Genomic DNA, 17,197 nt, shown 5'->3' on the forward strand with positions numbered 1-17,197 from the left:
TTTTTGATTTTTTAGATAACTGTCTACTCTTTCTTCGGTGCTTCAATTGGATCATCTTCATACAATGAAGAAATCGTTGTGTACCATTCAAAAATATGTGTAATGATTACTTTGGCCGCCGCATAAACGGGTATTCCTAGGATTACTCCTACAATTCCAAACAGTTTTCCAGAAGTTAACAAGACTAATAAAATCGTTACGGGATGAATTGCTAATTGATTACCTAAAACTAACGGTGAAATCAATCGTCCTTCAATCGTTTGCTCAGCAATAAAAACGATAATTACTTTTACCAACATCAACGGTCCTGCTACAATCCCAAGAAAGATCGCAGGAATCATAGCTAAAAATGAGCCCAAATATGGAATTAGATTTAAAAATCCTGCAACAATACCTAACGTCACTGAATACTCCAATCCAATAATCGAAAAACCAATAATAAACATGATTGCAACAGCAAAAGCTACTGTCAATTGTCCTCTAATATAAGAAGATACTTGATCATTCATTTCACCTAATACTTTCAAAGTTGGTTTTCTCATGCGTGTTGGTAAAAATTTAACAAAATAAGGTGCTAATTGTCGTCCATCTTTTAATAAATAAAACAAAATAAATGGCATCGTCATAATTGCAACAATAACTGTTGCTACCGCACCTACGATACTTCCAACACTTTGAACGGTCGTTTTTGAAAGGTTCTTAATCAAATCGCCAGCAGAATTAATAATTTTATCCCCTGCAGTCTCAAGTTGTTCACGAAATTGATTGAACAAAGGATCACGTAAGATTTCTGTTAATTTATCATCTATCGTGTCGACATATTGTGGAAAATTACTAGCAAAGCTAACAGATTGCTCTTGGATTTTTGGTACAATCACTACGATTCCCCAAACAATCAATGCCACTACAACGACAAACAAGCCAATAATACTGTAAATTCTAGGAACTTTTTTCTTTTCCAAATAGTCCACTACAGGATTCATCAAATAATATAAAATTCCTGCTAAAATAATTGGTAAACCGACGATGGCTAAAAACTGCCACACAGGTTCAAACAAGTATGACACTTTCGTAAAAAGAAAAACGATTACTAATAAAAGTAGAACAACTAATAATGCCGTTACTACTTGGTTATTTAAAAACCATTTCCAGAACCAGGAAATCGGTTTTCCTTTTTTATTTTTTTCCTCCATATGCCCCTCCTACTGATAATAAATTTGTGTTCCCAAATGAATTTCTGGAAGTTGATAGGGATTCAAATACACACCATTAACAATCGTATTATCTGGTTGATGCTCATCAAACACTAGCGTTACGTGACCAACTGTTTCTAAATTTTGATTAGCGGTCGTTCCGACATGTTCAATCGTATATTCTTGTTCATCAAATCGAATTGTTTTTCCAGATTCTAACTTAAAGGGTTCTTTATTTAAAAATTCTTGGATAATCGAGTAGTTTCGTAAAGTAGTTGTTGCTGTGTTGTTAAATAAAATCAGCATTGGTTCTTCTTCATTAATTGCTTCTGGTCCAATTTCTACTACATTGGCTTGAATCATCTTGATCTCTCCTTTGATTACTATCATAATGAACAGTGTTTTTCTTCCTATAGCGTATTGCTACGCTCAAAAATATTATAGCATATTCTCTTTCATTATCCGCCAAGAACAGTTGTATGCTAAAATAAAAAAGAAAACAATTTCATTTTTTTAGGAGGGAATCAAATGATTGAAAAAATCATTTTGGGTACTTATACACGCCGAGTAAGTGAAGGAATTTATACAATCGATCTTGATACTGAAAAAAAAGAATTATTTGGACTATCTTTAGTGGCTAAAGAAGCAAGTCCTACCTATTTAGCAAAGAGTAATGCAAAGAATCTATACACTGTCACAACAGTTGATGGATTAGGTGGCGCAGGCGCATACGATTCAAATTATCACTTTTTGAATGCGGTAACAGAAGAAGGAGCACCTCTTTGTTATGTAGCTGTAGATGAAACACGCCAACTAGTGTATGGCGCAAATTATCATAAAGGTGAAGTAAATGTTTATCGTATTTTAGATAATGGTGGTATTGAAGCTGTCGAATCGCTTTATCATCAAGAAGAAACTGGACCACACAAAAATCAAGACCATGCACATGTCCATTACACTGATCTAGCACCTGACCAACGCCTGGTTGTTTGTGACCTTGGAACTGATCGAGTGTACACTTATGATGTTGCAGAAAGTGGCAAGTTAACCTTAGCTGCGACTTTCGTTGCTGAGCCTGGAACAGGCCCTCGTCATTTAGTTTTCCACCCGACTCAACCAGTTGCCTATTTATTTGGTGAATTAGACAGTACTGTAAGCGTCCTTGCTTATCAAGAAGATGGTTCTTTTACAGAACTACAAAAAATTTCAACTTTGCCAAAAGATTTTTCAGATGAAAATGGTGGGGCTGCTATCCGAATTTCAAATGATGGCCGTTTCTTATATGCTTCTAATCGCGGGCATAACTCAATCACAGTCTATGAGATTTCTGATAATGGTGAACAGCTTTCTACTATTCAAAATGTTTCAACAGAAGGCGATTTCCCGCGTGACTTCGCCTTGGATCCAACAAATGAGTTTTTAGTTTGTGCCAATCAAAATAGTGACAACTTAACTTTATTTACACGTGATGGTCAAACTGGTCAGTTGACATTACTACAAAAAGATATTTATGCACCTGAATGTGTGTGCGTTTATTTCGACCAAAACTAACCTATTCTTCAAAGGAGGAAATTTTTATGATTCAAAAATCACCCGAAGAGTATCTATTAGACAGCCTTTCTGAACTTTATAATAAGTGTCTTCCCTTGTACGAATTGATTACTAGCCCACGTTATGAAAAAAATCGTGTAATTGTTGTTACCAACGAGCTGTACAGTCTTGCTCAAACAGCAAGATTATATACTCAGCTACATCCAGAATTACAAATCAAAGAAGTCAGCAAATTCTTTGATGCTTTTCATCAGTTTTATGCTGAGCTCAAGCAAGTCTTCTTCAATGAAGATTCTAATACTGCTTTACTTTATAGCAAATTGACTATTATGAAACAAAACTTTGAACATCTGACTGCTATTTTTCACAGCTTATAGATGGATTCAAAGAGAACTATAGATGAAGAAAGAAGCGAGGAACATGAACCAACAGGATGTGTTAGATCGTTTGCGTGAAGACTTGAATATTCCTTTTTTTCAGGGGAAAATTGAAGATAAAGAGTATACTGAGGCAGACTATCAACAATTAAAAAAAGATCTAGAAGATTATTTTGATAACTATGTCAGAAATGTTGAAAACTGAAAAAGGTTGTGGCACAAAGCGGTCAGCTCTGAACAGATAACGAACACGCACTCAAAATAGCTTTCCATATTTTGAAGTGGATGCAAGTTATATGGAGGAGTTGCTTTGGGAACACCGTGAAAAAGGTTGTGGCACAAAGCGATCAGCTCTGAACAGATAACGAACACGCACTCAAAATAGCTTTCCATATTTTGAAGTGGATGCAAGTTATATGGAGGAGTTGCTTTGGGAACACCGTGAAAAAGGTTGTGGCACAAAGCGATTAGCTCTGAACAGATAACGAACACGCACTCAAAATAGCTTTCCATATTTTGAAGTGGATGCAAGTTATATGGAGGAGTTGCTTTGGGAACACCGTGAAAAAGGTTGTGGCACAAAGCGATCAGCTCTGAACAGATAACAAACGGATAAAACATATGACAAACACTCTTCCCCTATTTAATACTATCTCCTTAAGAAGATGCGACAAAATTCTTGTCACATCTTCTTTTTTTCGAATAATTGGCATTTTAGCATGGCTCCTTCGGAATTGAACAAATCTTTGTGCATAAAAAAACCACCGAGTTGGTTAGGCTCGGTGGAAAAGGCTACTTACTCAATGAGAGTAAATAAAGGTTGTTGTTGGTTATGCTTTTATCATATAGCAGTGAGTAACGCTTATCATAAAAAAAACGTTATATTTAGATTAAATAACTCTAGTTTTATGTTTATTTTATTTTTTCATCAAAAGATTAGTCATTTTTTGGATTGCTAATGAAATATCATCTGTTGCTTGGTCTTGTTTTTTTTCTGAAGCTTCAAATAAATCCGTATCAATTCCTTTTTCAATATCAATACTTTGAATCATTTCTTCACAACCAGCCACATAAGAAAGATAGGCACGTTCAAATTTTTTGTGGATTCCCATCACTTTTGCTGGGGGACGTAAAGCACTTACTTTTTTCAACATTGCTCGGTATTGCTTTGTTCCAGCTTCAAACAATTGAACAACTTCTGTTAGTTGTTCTGAATTTAATTCTGCTACTTTCTTTTCATCAATTGCTTGACGAATCATTTCGTATTTGGGATGCATTTGCTCACCAATTTCTTCTGTTTGTTTCACAATATTGTCGACTGATTGAACATAATAACCAATATTTGGTAACATGTAATTCCCTACTTTCTCCGTTTATCTACCCTTTATTGTACCTGTTTTTACTATTTTCTGACAAGTTTATTTCTCGACTTGTTCCCTTTCACTTCAACCACTATTTTTCAAAAAAACCATCCTGTAAACTATATTGCTTACCAGAAACAATATCATACTGAATCATTTGATAATCCTCATATAATTTTTGTTGTTGCTCATTTAATTGTGCTTCTTTACGCCATTGTCCATTCTGATAATACAAGCCTCGTTCAAAAGCAGGTAAAACTTTCTCCACGTCTAATAATAATTGATAAAAACCAGTTGTTGCTTGATTTGTTTGTTCCAATAAGTTAGCGGCAAAATAAAATGGACTACTAATAGCATCATGAGTAGCTTGACTCGTTAATTTTCCTGCACTATCAAACATTAAAAATTGCGTTTCATGTAAAGTTTGTTCATCATTTGCTCCCTGAATTGTTTCCGAGTAAATACCAGGAAGGTGATCTCCCCAAAAAACAACTAAGGTTCTTCGCGAAACATCTTGTAGAGAATTGACAAATTCTTTCAGTGCCTCACTACTATAAGCAACATCTTGCAAATAATTAGTTAAATTATCCGTATCACTTCCATCACTCGTCTGAGCATCGTAAGTAGTATCCGGATACTTTCCACCATAAGGCATATGTGTTTGCATTGTCACCAAATGAACAAATTGTGGTGAATCTTGCTGTTTTAAAATAGATAAGACTTCTTGATACGCTGCTTTATCTGAAATGTAAGGATTGTTTTGGAGCTTTTCTGTGTATTTCATCTCTTTTTCACTGATGAACGAATCAAATCCCAAAACATCATACACATCTTCACGCTTATACATTGATGTGTTATAAGGATGAATTGCTGTCGTTTGATAATTTTGCGCTGCTAAATTGGAAACCAATGATGGAAATTTTGTCATTTTAGGAACTAACATCGTGTACGGAGTTGTTAATTGTGCATTAAACAGTTCCATTGAAAAACCAGTTAACGCTTCAAATTCAATATTGGCAGTCCCGCCCCCGTAATTTTGGGATAACATTTTGCCACTATAGGTTTGATTCGCGATGTCATAATAATCTTGCAGTGGATTTCCTGAAACTTCGATTCCGTTTAAGTGACTAGGATCAGAAAAGCTTTCGCTCATTACATAAACGATGTTCGGTTGTTCTTCATCAACTGTTTGATTTTTCTTATCAGCTATCTTCTGATAATTTTTAGTTATTTCTGCTACTTTTTCTTTGGAGTAGCCCTTTGGTTCATCCATTGCTTCAACTTGTAGATTATAAAGAAAACCGCCAATAAAACCTGTGTTATAGTAATTCATTTTCTGGCTATAAGGAATCCATAAAGCGGTTTTATTGTATGCTTTTCGCAAGAGATTATTTGGGTTATTAAAACTACCGATATACAACAATAAAATAATAGACAGCACAAAAATAGTTCCCCGTACAAGCTGAAAACGACGTCCTTTTTTGAAACTCCGGTATAACGCCCAAGCAAATAAAATGATTGCTAATCCAGCAATCCCCATTAAGACAAAAAATGTCGTTGAGCCTGCCATTTCTCTCAACAAACCGAGTTCAGTAATCATTTTGATATCATCAGGATAAATAGGCTCTTGTCGATAACTCATCTTTAAATAGTCAGCTATCCCTAAAATCCCGATAATCGTTGTATACAAAATAGAACCAACCAAAACTGAACCGGCAACGCTACTGAGAAAGGCTAGAAAAACGAATAAAACCAGACAAGCTAAAATAAACTTTTCTGTATGCCAAGAAAACGCAAATTTCAATGCTAAATCATAAGACAGATCATTTTGGCACCATTGTAAAAATAAATTACTCAAGGCAACTAAAATAATCACACCAATCGTAGTCAAACTAATTCGAATGATACTTTTTTGTTTGAGTGAAAGATTACTTATTCTTTTCTTCAATTAATTGCTCCTTCATCGTCTACTTTACGAGCTTAAACGATTTTTTTAAATTTGACTCACTCTCTTATTTTAGTAGCATCAAATTTGAAAGTAAAGCAGTCACTGGCTAATTAAGAAAATAAAAATAACTTGATTATACTTGTGGATGAGCTAATAAACGCACGCGTTTGACATCTGCGATTGTTTCCAACTGACGTTTAGCTTCTAATAAATTTTGGACATCTGTACTCTCAATATCTATAAGTGTATAGACATACTCTTCTTTTTGATTACGCGTCATATTACCAATCGGCAAGACATTTTCCTCTAAAATCTTAAAAACTTCAGATAAGATACCTTGTCTTTTTTGATAGAAAATTGTAAAGCGGTACGGCGCACGAAAACTCATCCGCACAGTTGGAAAATTAACAGATGAACGAACTGTTCCAAATAGCAAATAGTTTCGTAATGCCCGAATAGCTTCGCGACTGCTATCCGCTAGAGCTTCTTGTGTGGACCCACCCATATGCGGAAGCATCATGATTTTTTCATTTCCTAAAAATTCTTGTGCTGGAAAATCTGTTATGTATTTTGCCAATTTTCCATCCTCAATAACTTGTAAAAGTGCTGTATTATCCACAATTTCGCTTCGTCCAACATTAATCAAAACAGCTTCTTCTTTCATTAAAGATAACTGTTCCTCCCCCAATAAACCGTTTGTTTCCGGTGTCGAAGGCAACATAATCACGACGAAATCAGATAAACGTAAAATATCGGGCAAGGGTAATTGTTCCACGTAGTCTAACTCATGGTCTCTTCTAGCATAGCCCAAGACTTCCATGCCTAATTCATAACAGATTCGAGCAACTTCTCTTCCAATTGAACCCAATCCCAGTAAGCCAATCACTTTGCCTTGCAATTCTTGACCAACAAACGGTTTTCGATTTGCTTCTGCTTGTTCTAATAAATCTTCTCCCTCTAATCCTTGAACCATCTCGCTTGCCTTGGTAATCGGGCGAACAGACAAAAACAAACAGCTTAGAACTAATTCTTTAACTGCATTCGCATTCACACCAGGAGTATTCATCACAATCGTGCCATTTTCAGTGGCTTTTTGTACCTGGATCGTGTTGACACCCACACCGGCTCTTGAAATCGCTAGCAATTCTGGACTTATCCAGTCTTCTTCAACGACCGAGCTTCTTACAAGCAAGCCATGCGCGTTTTGTTTATTCGTACGTTCAAAAAATGGTCCTTCTAATTGTTTCAACTGTTCCTCTGCAATCTCATCAACGAACGAAATTCGGTACATAAAATCGCCTCCTTTTTATCAGTATCTCTGATTACCGAAATTTAGACAAGAATTAACTTCTATTAGTCACCCGTTGTTATTCCATTCGTTTTCTAAGCAAAACAGTTTGTTTTCTTCATAAAAAATACAATCAAATTTCTTTCAAAAGAATCTGATTCAACAATGCTTCTGATACACCATTTTCATCATTAGTCAAGGTTTGGATATCTGCCTCTTTAATCACTTCTTCCGGTGCATTGCCCATTGCCACACCCATTCCAGATAGTTTGATCATAGGAAGATCATTAAAGTTATCCCCAATTGCCATCGTGTTTTCTAAAGGAATTTGATAATAATCTGCCACAGTCGTTAACGCTTTTTCCTTCGATACTTGATAGTGAGTAACTTCAAGATAATTTTCCTTTGATAAATAAAATGAACTAGTTTCCAGATTTAATGATTCGCAAACTTCTTTTAGCTGCTCAACTTCTGGAGTTGATCCTATCAATAATAGCTTATGCACTGGCAGTCTTTGTTCTAAAAGCAATTGGTTAAGATTAGCTACAATTGGTTCCAGTTTCGTGATGGCAGCTTCTTGTTCTATCCAATCATCAACCGACTCTACGTACCAATCGCTTCCTGAATACAAACTGATTGAGATATTTTTGAATTCTTTCGTTAAAAGTTCAATAAGTTGAAGCGTTTCTTCTACATTTAATTCTTGACTAAAAATTTGTTGAAACGGATCGTCTTCTACCTCTCGAACAATCAGGGCACCATTGTAACAAGCCATTGGGTATTCAGTGACTTCCAATTTTTTAGCAATGGCATGCATTCCCTTAGGAGATCTGGCAGATGCCAAGACAAAAGGAATCTTTTTAGCTTTGAGCTGTTTCAAACGAACAGCTAATTTGTCATCAATTTTGTGTTGACTAGTTAAAATCGTTCCGTCGATATCACTCATTACTAGTTTGATTTTTTGTGTCATTTTCCTTCACCTACTAAATGATTATTTTTTCAATTTTATAATTGGTTTTCTTTGCTAATACTTGCTAATAATTGAAAACTTCTTCGAAACATATTACTCACATCTTTTTGGTTTTTCCTTTATTATACTGGTTTCCGCTATTCTTTGTATTTCTTTATCGGGCCTTGCAAAGCATAACTTGCTCGGAACAAAAAAAGAAGTCCGAGAATTTTTCAATTCTCAGACTTCTTCACAGCCTTTACTTCCAAAAGTCATCGAAAACTGTGATTGGCAGATGACGTTTATGTTTGGTTTTATTCCACCAAGCTTCAAGGGTTTCTTGCGCATGTTCAGGAATTTCTTTTCCTTCTAAATAATCATCGATTTGATCATAAGTGATACCTAAAGCAACTTCATCCGCAATCAATGGTTTACCATCTTCCAAGTCAGCTGTTGGGATTTTAGTGTACAGTTCGGCTGGAGCACCTAGTTCTTTTAATAAGGCTTTTCCTTGTCGTTTATTCAAACGAAAAAGTGGTAAGATATCCGCCCCACCATCACCAAACTTTGTAAAGAATCCTGTAATATTTTCTGCGGCATGGTCTGTCCCTAAGACGGCACCAAATTTCGCACCAGCAACGCCATATTGGGTAATCATTCGTTGACGTGCTTTGATATTTCCTTTGTTAAAGTCACTGATTTCAATGCCTGCTTCAACTAATGAAGAAACTTGTGCATCTACAGCTGGTTTGATATCAACACTCAAACTCACATCAGGCTGGATAAAATCCAATGCAGCTTTTGCATCTTCTTCATCCGCTTGTTCGCCGTAAGGTAAGCGTACAGCAACAAATTGATAGCTGTCATCTTGTGTTTCTTCACGCATTTCAGACATTGCTAATTGTGCCAGACGGCCAGCTAAAGTTGAATCTTGTCCGCCACTGATTCCTAAAACAAATGTTTTGATAAATGGGTATTTTTTTAAGTAGTCTTTCAAAAAATCTACACTTCGACGAATTTCTACTTGCGCATCAATGACAGGTTTCACGCCTAATTCTTTGATGATTTCTTGTTGTAAACTCATGTTTGTTCCCCCTCAGCGATTTTACTCATGCTTCATTGTGTAGGTCAGCAACACTTTTTTTCATTCGTTCCATAATAGACATCTTATGATTCCAGCATTCTGTTGATAGATCAACTGGATATTTTTGTGGGTTCAAATCACGTTTATACTCTTCCCATAGAGAATCCAGATTTTCACGTGCATACTCTTTGATTTCATTTAAACTTGGCAATGCATAGACCAACTTACCTTCAATGAAAATATCTTGTAACATCGGACGCGCAGAAAAATCACGTACCGTTTTATTGATGAATGTGTGAACAGGATGGAACATGAAGATTTCTTCTTCCTTACGAGGATCTTCATTCCACAATGTGACATAGTCACCTTCAGATTTTCCATCAAAGTTCCGTGTGATACGCCAAACTTGCTTTTTCCCTGGCGTTGTTACTTTTTCTGCGTTGCTAGATAATTTGATGGTATCAATCATTTGTCCCTCTTCGTTTTCAATCGATACTAATTTGAACACCGCTCCTAATGCCGGTTGATCATACGCCGTAATCAACTTAGTTCCTACACCCCAAACGTCGATTTTGGCTTTTTGCATTTTTAAATTTAGAATTGTTGCTTCATCTAAATCGTTAGAAGCATAGATTTTTGCATCAGTAAATCCTGCCGCGTCTAGTTGTTCACGCACACGTTTTGAAATATATGCCATATCACCACTGTCGATTCGAACACCTTGGAAATTGATTTTATCGCCCATTTCTCTCGCTACTCGAATCGCACTTGGCACACCAGACTTCAATGTATTGTACGTATCTACTAAAAAGACACAGTCTTTATGTGTTTTTGCGTAAGCTATGAAGGCATCATAATCGTTTCCATAGGATTGAACCAATGAATGAGCATGTGTTCCACTTGCAGGAATACCAAAAATTTTTCCAGCACGCACATTACTTGTCGCATCGGCACCACCAATGAAGGCCGCACGTGTTCCCCAAACTGCCGCATCAAGTTCTTGCGCACGTCTTGTCCCAAACTCCAATAGTGGATCATCACCAATAACGGATTTGATTCGGGCTGCTTTCGTAGCAATCAATGTTTGGAAATTGACCATATTCAGTAGCGCTGTTTCGACCAATTGACAATGTGCCAGTGGTCCTTCTACTTGGATAAGTGGTTCATTGTTGAAGACGATTTCGCCTTCAAGCATTGATCGAACAGTTGCTTTAAATTTAAATTCTTTTAAATAAATAAGGAAGTCTTCTGGGTAGTCACCCACTTCTCGTAAATAATCAATATCTGATTCGCTGAAAGTTAAGTTTTCTAAATACTGAACCAAACGTTCCAGACCAGCAAAGACAGCATAACCATGGTTAAAAGGCATTTCTCGAAAGTAACATTCAAAAACGGCATGTAAATCTGCACGACCTAATTCCCAGTATGTCTGCATCATATTGATTTGGTACAAATCAGTGTGTAGCGTCAAACTGTCATCTGGGTAAATTTTATTCATCTGTTTAATACTCCTCTTGGCAATTTTTCATTTCCTAACCATTATATCAAAAAAACGAAATAGGAAAAGAAAACTTGATTTTTTTCCGAAAATATCAACTTCACATTCTTCAATTATTTTCATTTTTCTTCTATGAATGGATTGACAGGTGTACGAACGTATGTTCTAATTAGTTTATTAAAGAGTGTAACTCGTTATAATTATTTCGTTTGTATAATCTGTTTGGACAATACAATGAAGGAGGCTGTTATGCGTACAATCACACAACACTTTGAAACAGTTATTATCACTGCTTATATCGCAAAGCAAAAGATTATCGTTGAGCGTTTGGACCATAGTTATGCAGAAGGATTTGTTCAACCAACCATCACACCTGATGGCTTCTATCTTGATGAGCATTTTATCCAGTGGGAACAGATTTCAACGATTTGCTTAGCTGAACAATATTTTCATTTTTGGAAAGAAATTGTTCAAAAATAAAAAACTTCTCAGTAAAAAGCTGAGAAGTTTTTTATTAAGTATTGGCTACGTTTTGTTCAATGATCACAATATCTTTATTCGGACGTTTGAATTGGAGACCAGCGCGTTCCAATTCTTGTTTGACTCCGACGTGAACAGATACCTCTTCACGTGCTACTTTCAAGATTCGACGAATAGCATAGTCGATTTCTTGTTTTGTGATCTTCTTTTTCGTATTAATCATCACCAACTGAATCTTGTCATATGTATCTACATATAAAATTTGTGTACGATCTAGTGAGTAGAATTTGTAATAGTTGATTGCTTGATTGTCAAAAAAGAAATTTACTATTTTTGGGTAAAATGTCTTGATATTTAGATTGCTATTGATTGGTGTTTCAACTAATTTCATCTCATCCCTCTTTTTCTTTTTATTTATAGAACATGTTCAAAAATAAATTGACCGACGCCACCTTCACTGCAACTTGGCGCAATCACATGACTATTTTCTTTTACATTGATTGCAGCATTTTCCACAGCAACAGGCACATCAACGACAGCTAACATAGCTAAATCGTTTTCTCCGTCCCCAATACCATAACTGGTCGCTAACGGATAATCCGATAAGTAATTGGTGATAGCACTTCCTTTTGTACTATTAGGATGCACAATTTCTAAGGTCTTTATAAATGAATGGAATACCAGTAACTCTGTTTCTTGTAAAGAAGATCGAATCACCTCATGACGCTCGTCATCGGCTTCCATCAATTCGATTTTGACCACGATTATTTCAGGTCTTTCAGAAAGATATTTTGCAATATCTTCCGTATGTACGCAATCGTTTTCAAAATATTGTTCCTTATAATCCATGATTCGTTTACCTTGTTCTCCAAGTTTTTCTAGTGATTCTCGCAACGCACTTAGCTGTTTCGTGTATTCTTTTGTGGGGCGTATCACCACACCACGATCTGTATGGATAAAGTATAAAATTTCTTGTTCTTCTAAAATGTCAATCACTTCTTTTGTTTCTTGGTGCGTTAGTGTGCTGGTGTAACGCTCAGGCTCACCTACTTTTTTAATGCCTGCACCATTTCCAAAAATAACATCACAATCAATTAACAATTCATCATTCATTTGCTTGACTAAGTCATATCCACGTCCTGTGACAAAAACGAAATGATCTCCTTTTGCTTGCAGTGCTTGAATGGCTTCGCGATTAATCGATGGGATTTCTTTACCTAACTCTTGAAACGTGCCATCAATATCTGAAAAAACAATGTTCATTGATTTCTCCTTTTCTTTTTCTTATAAAATAGTATAACATAATTTTTAATAGGATTTTGAAATTTTTCCTTGACCTTCTCGTTACGTGAGGGAGTATTCTAGCAATTGTCAGGAGGGAAAAAATGGAATATACAATTAAAAAAATAGCAGAGTTATCTGGTGTTAGCCCCCGAACATTACGCTTCTATGATGAAATTGGATTGCTCAAACCAGCTAAGATTAACTCCTCTGGTTATCGCATCTATGGTGCAAAAGAAATTGATCGACTCCAACAGATTTTATTTTATCGCTCACTTGAGTTCAAACTTGGACAAATTCAGGAATTACTAAACCAACCAGACTTTGATCAACAGCAAGCATTACGTAACCATCAACAACTGCTATTAAAGAAACGTGCACAAATCGACGCCCTTTTGGCAACTGTTCAAAAAACACTTACTAGTTACGAAGGAGGAATAACCATGTCAGACCAAGAAAAATTCGAAGGATTCAAACAACAAAAAATCAGCGAAAATGAAGAACAATTTGGGCATGAGATTCGAGAAAAATATGGCGAAAAAACAGTCGAGAAAGCCAATCATAAATGGGCAAATATGACTGAGAAACAATTCCAAGCAATGCAGGCAATTGAGGAACAGCTTTTCGCAGATTTAACAACTTATCTTACACAGCCGGAACTGGATCAACCACTAGCGAAAGCTATTTTTGACGCGCACAAAGAATGGTTAACATTTAGTTGGTCTACTTATACACCACAAGCTCACCAAGGCTTAGGACAAATGTATGTGGCAGATGAGCGCTTTACCGCTTATTATGATGAGCACAGCGGGAATGGTGCAACCAAAGCATTGAATGAAATCATTCAATATTATACTAATAAATAATGATTAATTTCTGACTCTTTATCTGTTCTGGGAAAAGGCGAATGGATTATTTCATTCCAATCTATTTTGATTTATCCGAAGAAAAAGACCGGGATAGCATGCTCAAGTGTCCACAAAAAGTTCCATTTGAAAATCGAACTTTTTATAGCATCACGTAAAGCTATTCCAGTCTTTTTTATTATGGTCTAACCTGACCTCTTAAAATCACTAATCATTTTTGCTATTTGTTTGTTCCAATTACCTTTATCTTTGAATAAATTCATATGGAATCTTGATTTGTTCAGGTCTCTTTTTCAAAAATAAGTAAAATGCCATTTCCCCACACTTTTTCAAGTGATGATCAATGGTGGAAAAGCTCAATAGCTCACTCACATACAGATTATCTCTGCCAACTAATTTAGGCGCTCGACCTTTAGGAAATGCTTTGAAAATGCCAGCTGCAACCATATCTGCATTCGTAAAAATGCCGTCTACTGGATGATCATTAAAGAAGGCACCTGCCTTGATTCCATCTTCCAACCCAATACAATCCCAGAAAACCATTTCTTCTTCAAAATTTGGATAGAGTTTCCGACATAATTGTAAAGTGATTTTAGAATTGAAACTGATTCGGCTACTCCTTCCTAAAGTAACACCCAATTTTTTGACACCAACTTTTTGTAAATATCCCAACGCTTCTATAATCGACTGCTCCCGATCAATAAATACGCAACTTGACTTTTCATCTTTGATTTCTTCACAAAAAATAATAGGACCATATTTTTGATATGCTTTCAGTGTTTCTAATGAATTAGCACGTGATGTTATGACTAGTCCATCAAATCTTTTTGCTGCAAATTCTTCGAGATACGCGTTTTCACGACTTATTTGATAATTTGTTGGTAATAAAGTGACTTTATAATTGGAATCAAAGGCTGCCTCAGTGATTCCGCTAATCAGCTGATCAAAGTAGGGATGATTAGTATAAGGTAAAATGACCCCTAAATTTTTCGTTTCTCCATAACTTAATGTTCGTGCATTTGCATTAGGAATATAATCTAGTTCCTTCATGACTGCTAAAATTTCTGCTCGTTTTCTTTCATCCACATAAGGGTGTTCATTAATAACTCGAGAAATAGTCGAAACGGAATAGCCTGTCAAACGTGCAATATCTCGAATAGTTGCCACGATGTCGATCCACCTGCCTTAAACGAAAAGTTTTTCTTGTAAATAGTCTATCACAGCTGGTCCACATTCATAAAATTGATACAACTTTTCTTGATAATAAAAACTAATCCGTTGTCCACCCCAAAATGTGTCTTTGGTTAAATACGTCAACTGGTTGATATCGATTTCTTCTGTCACTGGTTTGTTCAGGCCTTGAAAACTTTTTAAAACTAATTTATTTTCATTACAATCTACCAACGCGTAAAAACAAGTGCTTGATGTTCCCAAAACTTTCACATAAGTATGCATAGGTAAGCCCTCCTTCTTGATAGTTCGAGTATAATTTATGAAACGCGTCCCAGAGCAAGTAAAATGTTTTGACAACACAAAAGCAGACAGCTGACGAGGCAATTCGTCAACTGTCTGCTTTTCTATTTAAACTATTGTTCTTTACCTGTAGCTATCTTATTCAAAAAAAAGAGAGCTGTAACAATACAGCTCTCTTTTTTAGATAGATTAGATTACTACATCATACCGCCCATCATTGATGGATCCATCGCTGGAGCAGCAGGAGCAGCCGGCTCTGGTTTATCCGCAACAACTGCTTCAGTTGTTAATAATAATGCTGAAACGGAAGCAGCATTTTGCAATGCAGAACGTGTTACTTTCGTTGGGTCAACGATACCGGCTTCCACCATGTTTACCCATTCGCCTGTTGCAGCATTGAATCCAGTACCAAGTTCAACATTTTTCAATTTGTCAACAATCACTGAGCCTTCATAGCCAGCATTTTCAGCAATTTGACGAATTGGTTCTTCTAATGCACGAACAACGATCTTAATTCCTGTTGCTACGTCACCTTGAGCTTCTACCGCAGAAACTTTACCAATGACATTCACTAATGCAGTACCACCACCAGATACCATACCTTCTTCTACGGCAGCACGAGTAGCATTTAGCGCATCTTCAATACGTAATTTCAATTCTTTTAACTCTGTTTCAGTCGCCGCACCAACTTTGACAACTGCGACACCACCAGCTAATTTAGCTAAACGTTCTTGTAATTTTTCACGATCGAAATCAGAAGTTGTTTCAACAATTTGGTTTTTGATCAATTGAACGCGTGCGTCAATTGCTGTTTTATCGCCAGAACCTTCAACAATTGTTGTATTGTCTTTATCAACAACGACTTTTGAAGCATTTCCTAAGTTATCAACCGTTGCATCTTTCAATTCTAGACCTAAGTCATCAGTGATTACTGTACCACCTGTCAAAATAGCAATATCTTCAAGCATTGCTTTACGACGGTCGCCAAATCCTGGGGCTTTGACAGCAACTACATTAAATGTTCCACGAATTTTGTTCAAGACTAATGTTGGTAATGCTTCGCCATCTACATCATCTGCAATGATCAATAACGGACGAGATTGTTGTAAAATTTGTTCTAATAAAGGTAAGATATCTTGAATATTTGAGATTTTTTTATCTGTAATCAAGATATATGGATTATCTAAAACAGCTTCCATTTTGTCATTATCAGTGACCATGTATTGTGATAAGTACCCACGGTCAAATTGCATTCCTTCAACAACATCTAATTCTGTTTCGATTCCTTTTGATTCTTCAATTGTGATTACACCGTCGTTACCGACTTTTTCCATTGCATCTGCAATCAAATGACCCACTTGTTCTGAACCAGAAGAAACAGCAGCGACTTGTGCGATTGCTTCTTTTGAATCAACAACTGTTGAAATATTGTGTAATTCTTCTACTGCTGCTTTTGTAGCTAATTCGATTCCTCGGCGAATGCCTAAAGGATTAGCACCAGCTGTTACGTTTTTCAAACCTTCTCTAACGATTGCTTGTGTTAAAACAGTAGCAGTAGTTGTACCGTCGCCTGCAATATCATTCGTTTTTGAAGCAACTTCAGAAACTAATTTTGCACCCATGTTTTCAAAATGATCTTCTAACTCGATTTCTTTTGCAATTGTTACCCCATCGTTAGTAATCAATGGAGAACCATAAGATTTTTCTAAAACAACATTACGGCCTTTTGGTCCTAAAGTAACTTTTACTGTATCAGCTAATTTATCTACTCCACGAAGCATTGCTGCGCGTGCGTCTTCTGCGAATTTCAATTCTTTTGCCATGATGGTTTCACCTCAATAATAAATT

At 36.2% G+C, this 17,197-nt stretch carries 18 protein-coding genes; 5 read left to right on the forward strand and 13 right to left on the reverse strand.

Going from position 1 to position 17,197, the window contains the following annotated elements; translation table 11 throughout:
- Positions 1-23: 23 nt before the first annotated feature.
- On the reverse strand, positions 24-1,193 hold the full coding sequence (locus JZO71_RS00230) for an AI-2E family transporter (protein WP_206897587.1): 1,170 nt from the start codon (positions 1,191-1,193) through the stop codon (positions 24-26).
- A gap of 9 nt (positions 1,194-1,202) precedes the next feature.
- Positions 1,203-1,556, reverse strand: coding sequence for a PTS glucitol/sorbitol transporter subunit IIA (locus tag JZO71_RS00235; RefSeq protein WP_206897588.1), 354 nt, complete (start codon positions 1,554-1,556; stop codon positions 1,203-1,205).
- Between the two features lie 165 nt (positions 1,557-1,721).
- Between JZO71_RS00235 and JZO71_RS00240 the strand changes: the two genes are divergently transcribed.
- Genes JZO71_RS00240 through JZO71_RS00250 form a run of 3 tightly spaced genes read left to right on the forward strand, consistent with a single transcriptional unit; the run spans position 1,722 to position 3,326 of the window.
- Positions 1,722-2,744, forward strand: coding sequence for a lactonase family protein (locus tag JZO71_RS00240; RefSeq protein WP_206897589.1), 1,023 nt, complete (start codon positions 1,722-1,724; stop codon positions 2,742-2,744).
- 26 nt (positions 2,745-2,770) lie between these two features.
- Positions 2,771-3,121: a hypothetical protein gene (locus tag JZO71_RS00245; protein WP_206897590.1), complete on the forward strand. Its 351-nt coding sequence runs from the start codon at positions 2,771-2,773 to the stop codon at positions 3,119-3,121.
- Between the two features lie 22 nt (positions 3,122-3,143).
- Positions 3,144-3,326 (forward strand): hypothetical protein, encoded by a 183-nt coding sequence (locus JZO71_RS00250; RefSeq protein WP_206897723.1) that lies wholly within the window; start codon positions 3,144-3,146, stop codon positions 3,324-3,326.
- 712 nt (positions 3,327-4,038) lie between these two features.
- Here JZO71_RS00250 and JZO71_RS00255 read toward each other — a convergent pair.
- The 6 genes from JZO71_RS00255 to JZO71_RS00280 form a co-directional block, all read right to left on the reverse strand.
- Positions 4,039-4,473, reverse strand: coding sequence for a hypothetical protein (locus tag JZO71_RS00255; protein ID WP_206897591.1), 435 nt, complete (start codon positions 4,471-4,473; stop codon positions 4,039-4,041).
- A 100-nt stretch (positions 4,474-4,573) separates the two neighbouring features.
- Positions 4,574-6,430 (reverse strand): LTA synthase family protein, encoded by a 1,857-nt coding sequence (locus tag JZO71_RS00260; RefSeq protein WP_206897592.1) that lies wholly within the window; start codon positions 6,428-6,430, stop codon positions 4,574-4,576.
- A 133-nt stretch (positions 6,431-6,563) separates the two neighbouring features.
- Complete coding sequence (locus JZO71_RS00265) at positions 6,564-7,721, reverse strand: NAD(P)-dependent oxidoreductase (protein ID WP_206897593.1); 1,158 nt, start codon at positions 7,719-7,721, stop codon at positions 6,564-6,566.
- Between the two features lie 130 nt (positions 7,722-7,851).
- Positions 7,852-8,688 carry an HAD family hydrolase gene (locus JZO71_RS00270; RefSeq protein ID WP_206897594.1) on the reverse strand — a complete coding sequence of 279 codons (837 nt, stop codon included), beginning with the start codon at positions 8,686-8,688 and terminating at the stop codon, positions 7,852-7,854.
- A 238-nt stretch (positions 8,689-8,926) separates the two neighbouring features.
- Positions 8,927-9,751 carry an NAD(+) synthase gene (nadE, locus tag JZO71_RS00275; protein WP_206897595.1) on the reverse strand — a complete coding sequence of 275 codons (825 nt, stop codon included), beginning with the start codon at positions 9,749-9,751 and terminating at the stop codon, positions 8,927-8,929.
- Positions 9,752-9,776: 25 nt separating this feature from the next.
- Complete coding sequence (locus tag JZO71_RS00280; RefSeq protein ID WP_206897596.1) at positions 9,777-11,249, reverse strand: nicotinate phosphoribosyltransferase; 1,473 nt, start codon at positions 11,247-11,249, stop codon at positions 9,777-9,779.
- A gap of 249 nt (positions 11,250-11,498) precedes the next feature.
- On the opposite strand from JZO71_RS00280, the gene JZO71_RS00285 reads away from it, so the two are divergent.
- Complete coding sequence (locus JZO71_RS00285; RefSeq protein WP_206897597.1) at positions 11,499-11,729, forward strand: hypothetical protein; 231 nt, start codon at positions 11,499-11,501, stop codon at positions 11,727-11,729.
- A gap of 34 nt (positions 11,730-11,763) precedes the next feature.
- Here JZO71_RS00285 and JZO71_RS00290 read toward each other — a convergent pair whose 3' ends face one another.
- Positions 11,764-12,120 (reverse strand): DUF1827 family protein, encoded by a 357-nt coding sequence (locus tag JZO71_RS00290; protein ID WP_206897598.1) that lies wholly within the window; start codon positions 12,118-12,120, stop codon positions 11,764-11,766.
- 23 nt (positions 12,121-12,143) lie between these two features.
- The gene (locus tag JZO71_RS00295) at positions 12,144-12,992 is read right to left on the reverse strand and encodes an HAD-IIB family hydrolase (protein WP_206897599.1); all 849 of its coding nucleotides are present in this window, start codon (positions 12,990-12,992) and stop codon (positions 12,144-12,146) included.
- Between the two features lie 122 nt (positions 12,993-13,114).
- On the opposite strand from JZO71_RS00295, the gene JZO71_RS00300 reads away from it, so the two are divergent.
- Entirely contained in the window at positions 13,115-13,876 is a 762-nt protein-coding gene (locus JZO71_RS00300) for a MerR family transcriptional regulator (protein WP_206897600.1), read from the forward strand.
- 243 nt (positions 13,877-14,119) lie between these two features.
- On the opposite strand, the gene JZO71_RS00305 is transcribed toward JZO71_RS00300, so the two are convergent.
- The 3 genes from JZO71_RS00305 to groL all read right to left on the reverse strand — a co-directional run bounded on the left by JZO71_RS00305 (position 14,120) and on the right by groL (position 17,172).
- Positions 14,120-15,043 carry a LacI family DNA-binding transcriptional regulator gene (locus JZO71_RS00305; RefSeq protein ID WP_206897601.1) on the reverse strand — a complete coding sequence of 308 codons (924 nt, stop codon included), beginning with the start codon at positions 15,041-15,043 and terminating at the stop codon, positions 14,120-14,122.
- Positions 15,044-15,061: 18 nt separating this feature from the next.
- Entirely contained in the window at positions 15,062-15,331 is a 270-nt protein-coding gene (locus JZO71_RS00310) for a hypothetical protein (protein ID WP_206897602.1), read from the reverse strand.
- A gap of 215 nt (positions 15,332-15,546) precedes the next feature.
- Complete coding sequence (gene groL, locus JZO71_RS00315; RefSeq protein ID WP_206897603.1) at positions 15,547-17,172, reverse strand: chaperonin GroEL; 1,626 nt, start codon at positions 17,170-17,172, stop codon at positions 15,547-15,549.
- Positions 17,173-17,197 lie beyond the last annotated feature (25 nt).

This window comes from Candidatus Enterococcus courvalinii, from assembly GCF_017315945.1.
GTDB lineage: Bacteria > Bacillota > Bacilli > Lactobacillales > Enterococcaceae > Enterococcus_B > Enterococcus_B courvalinii.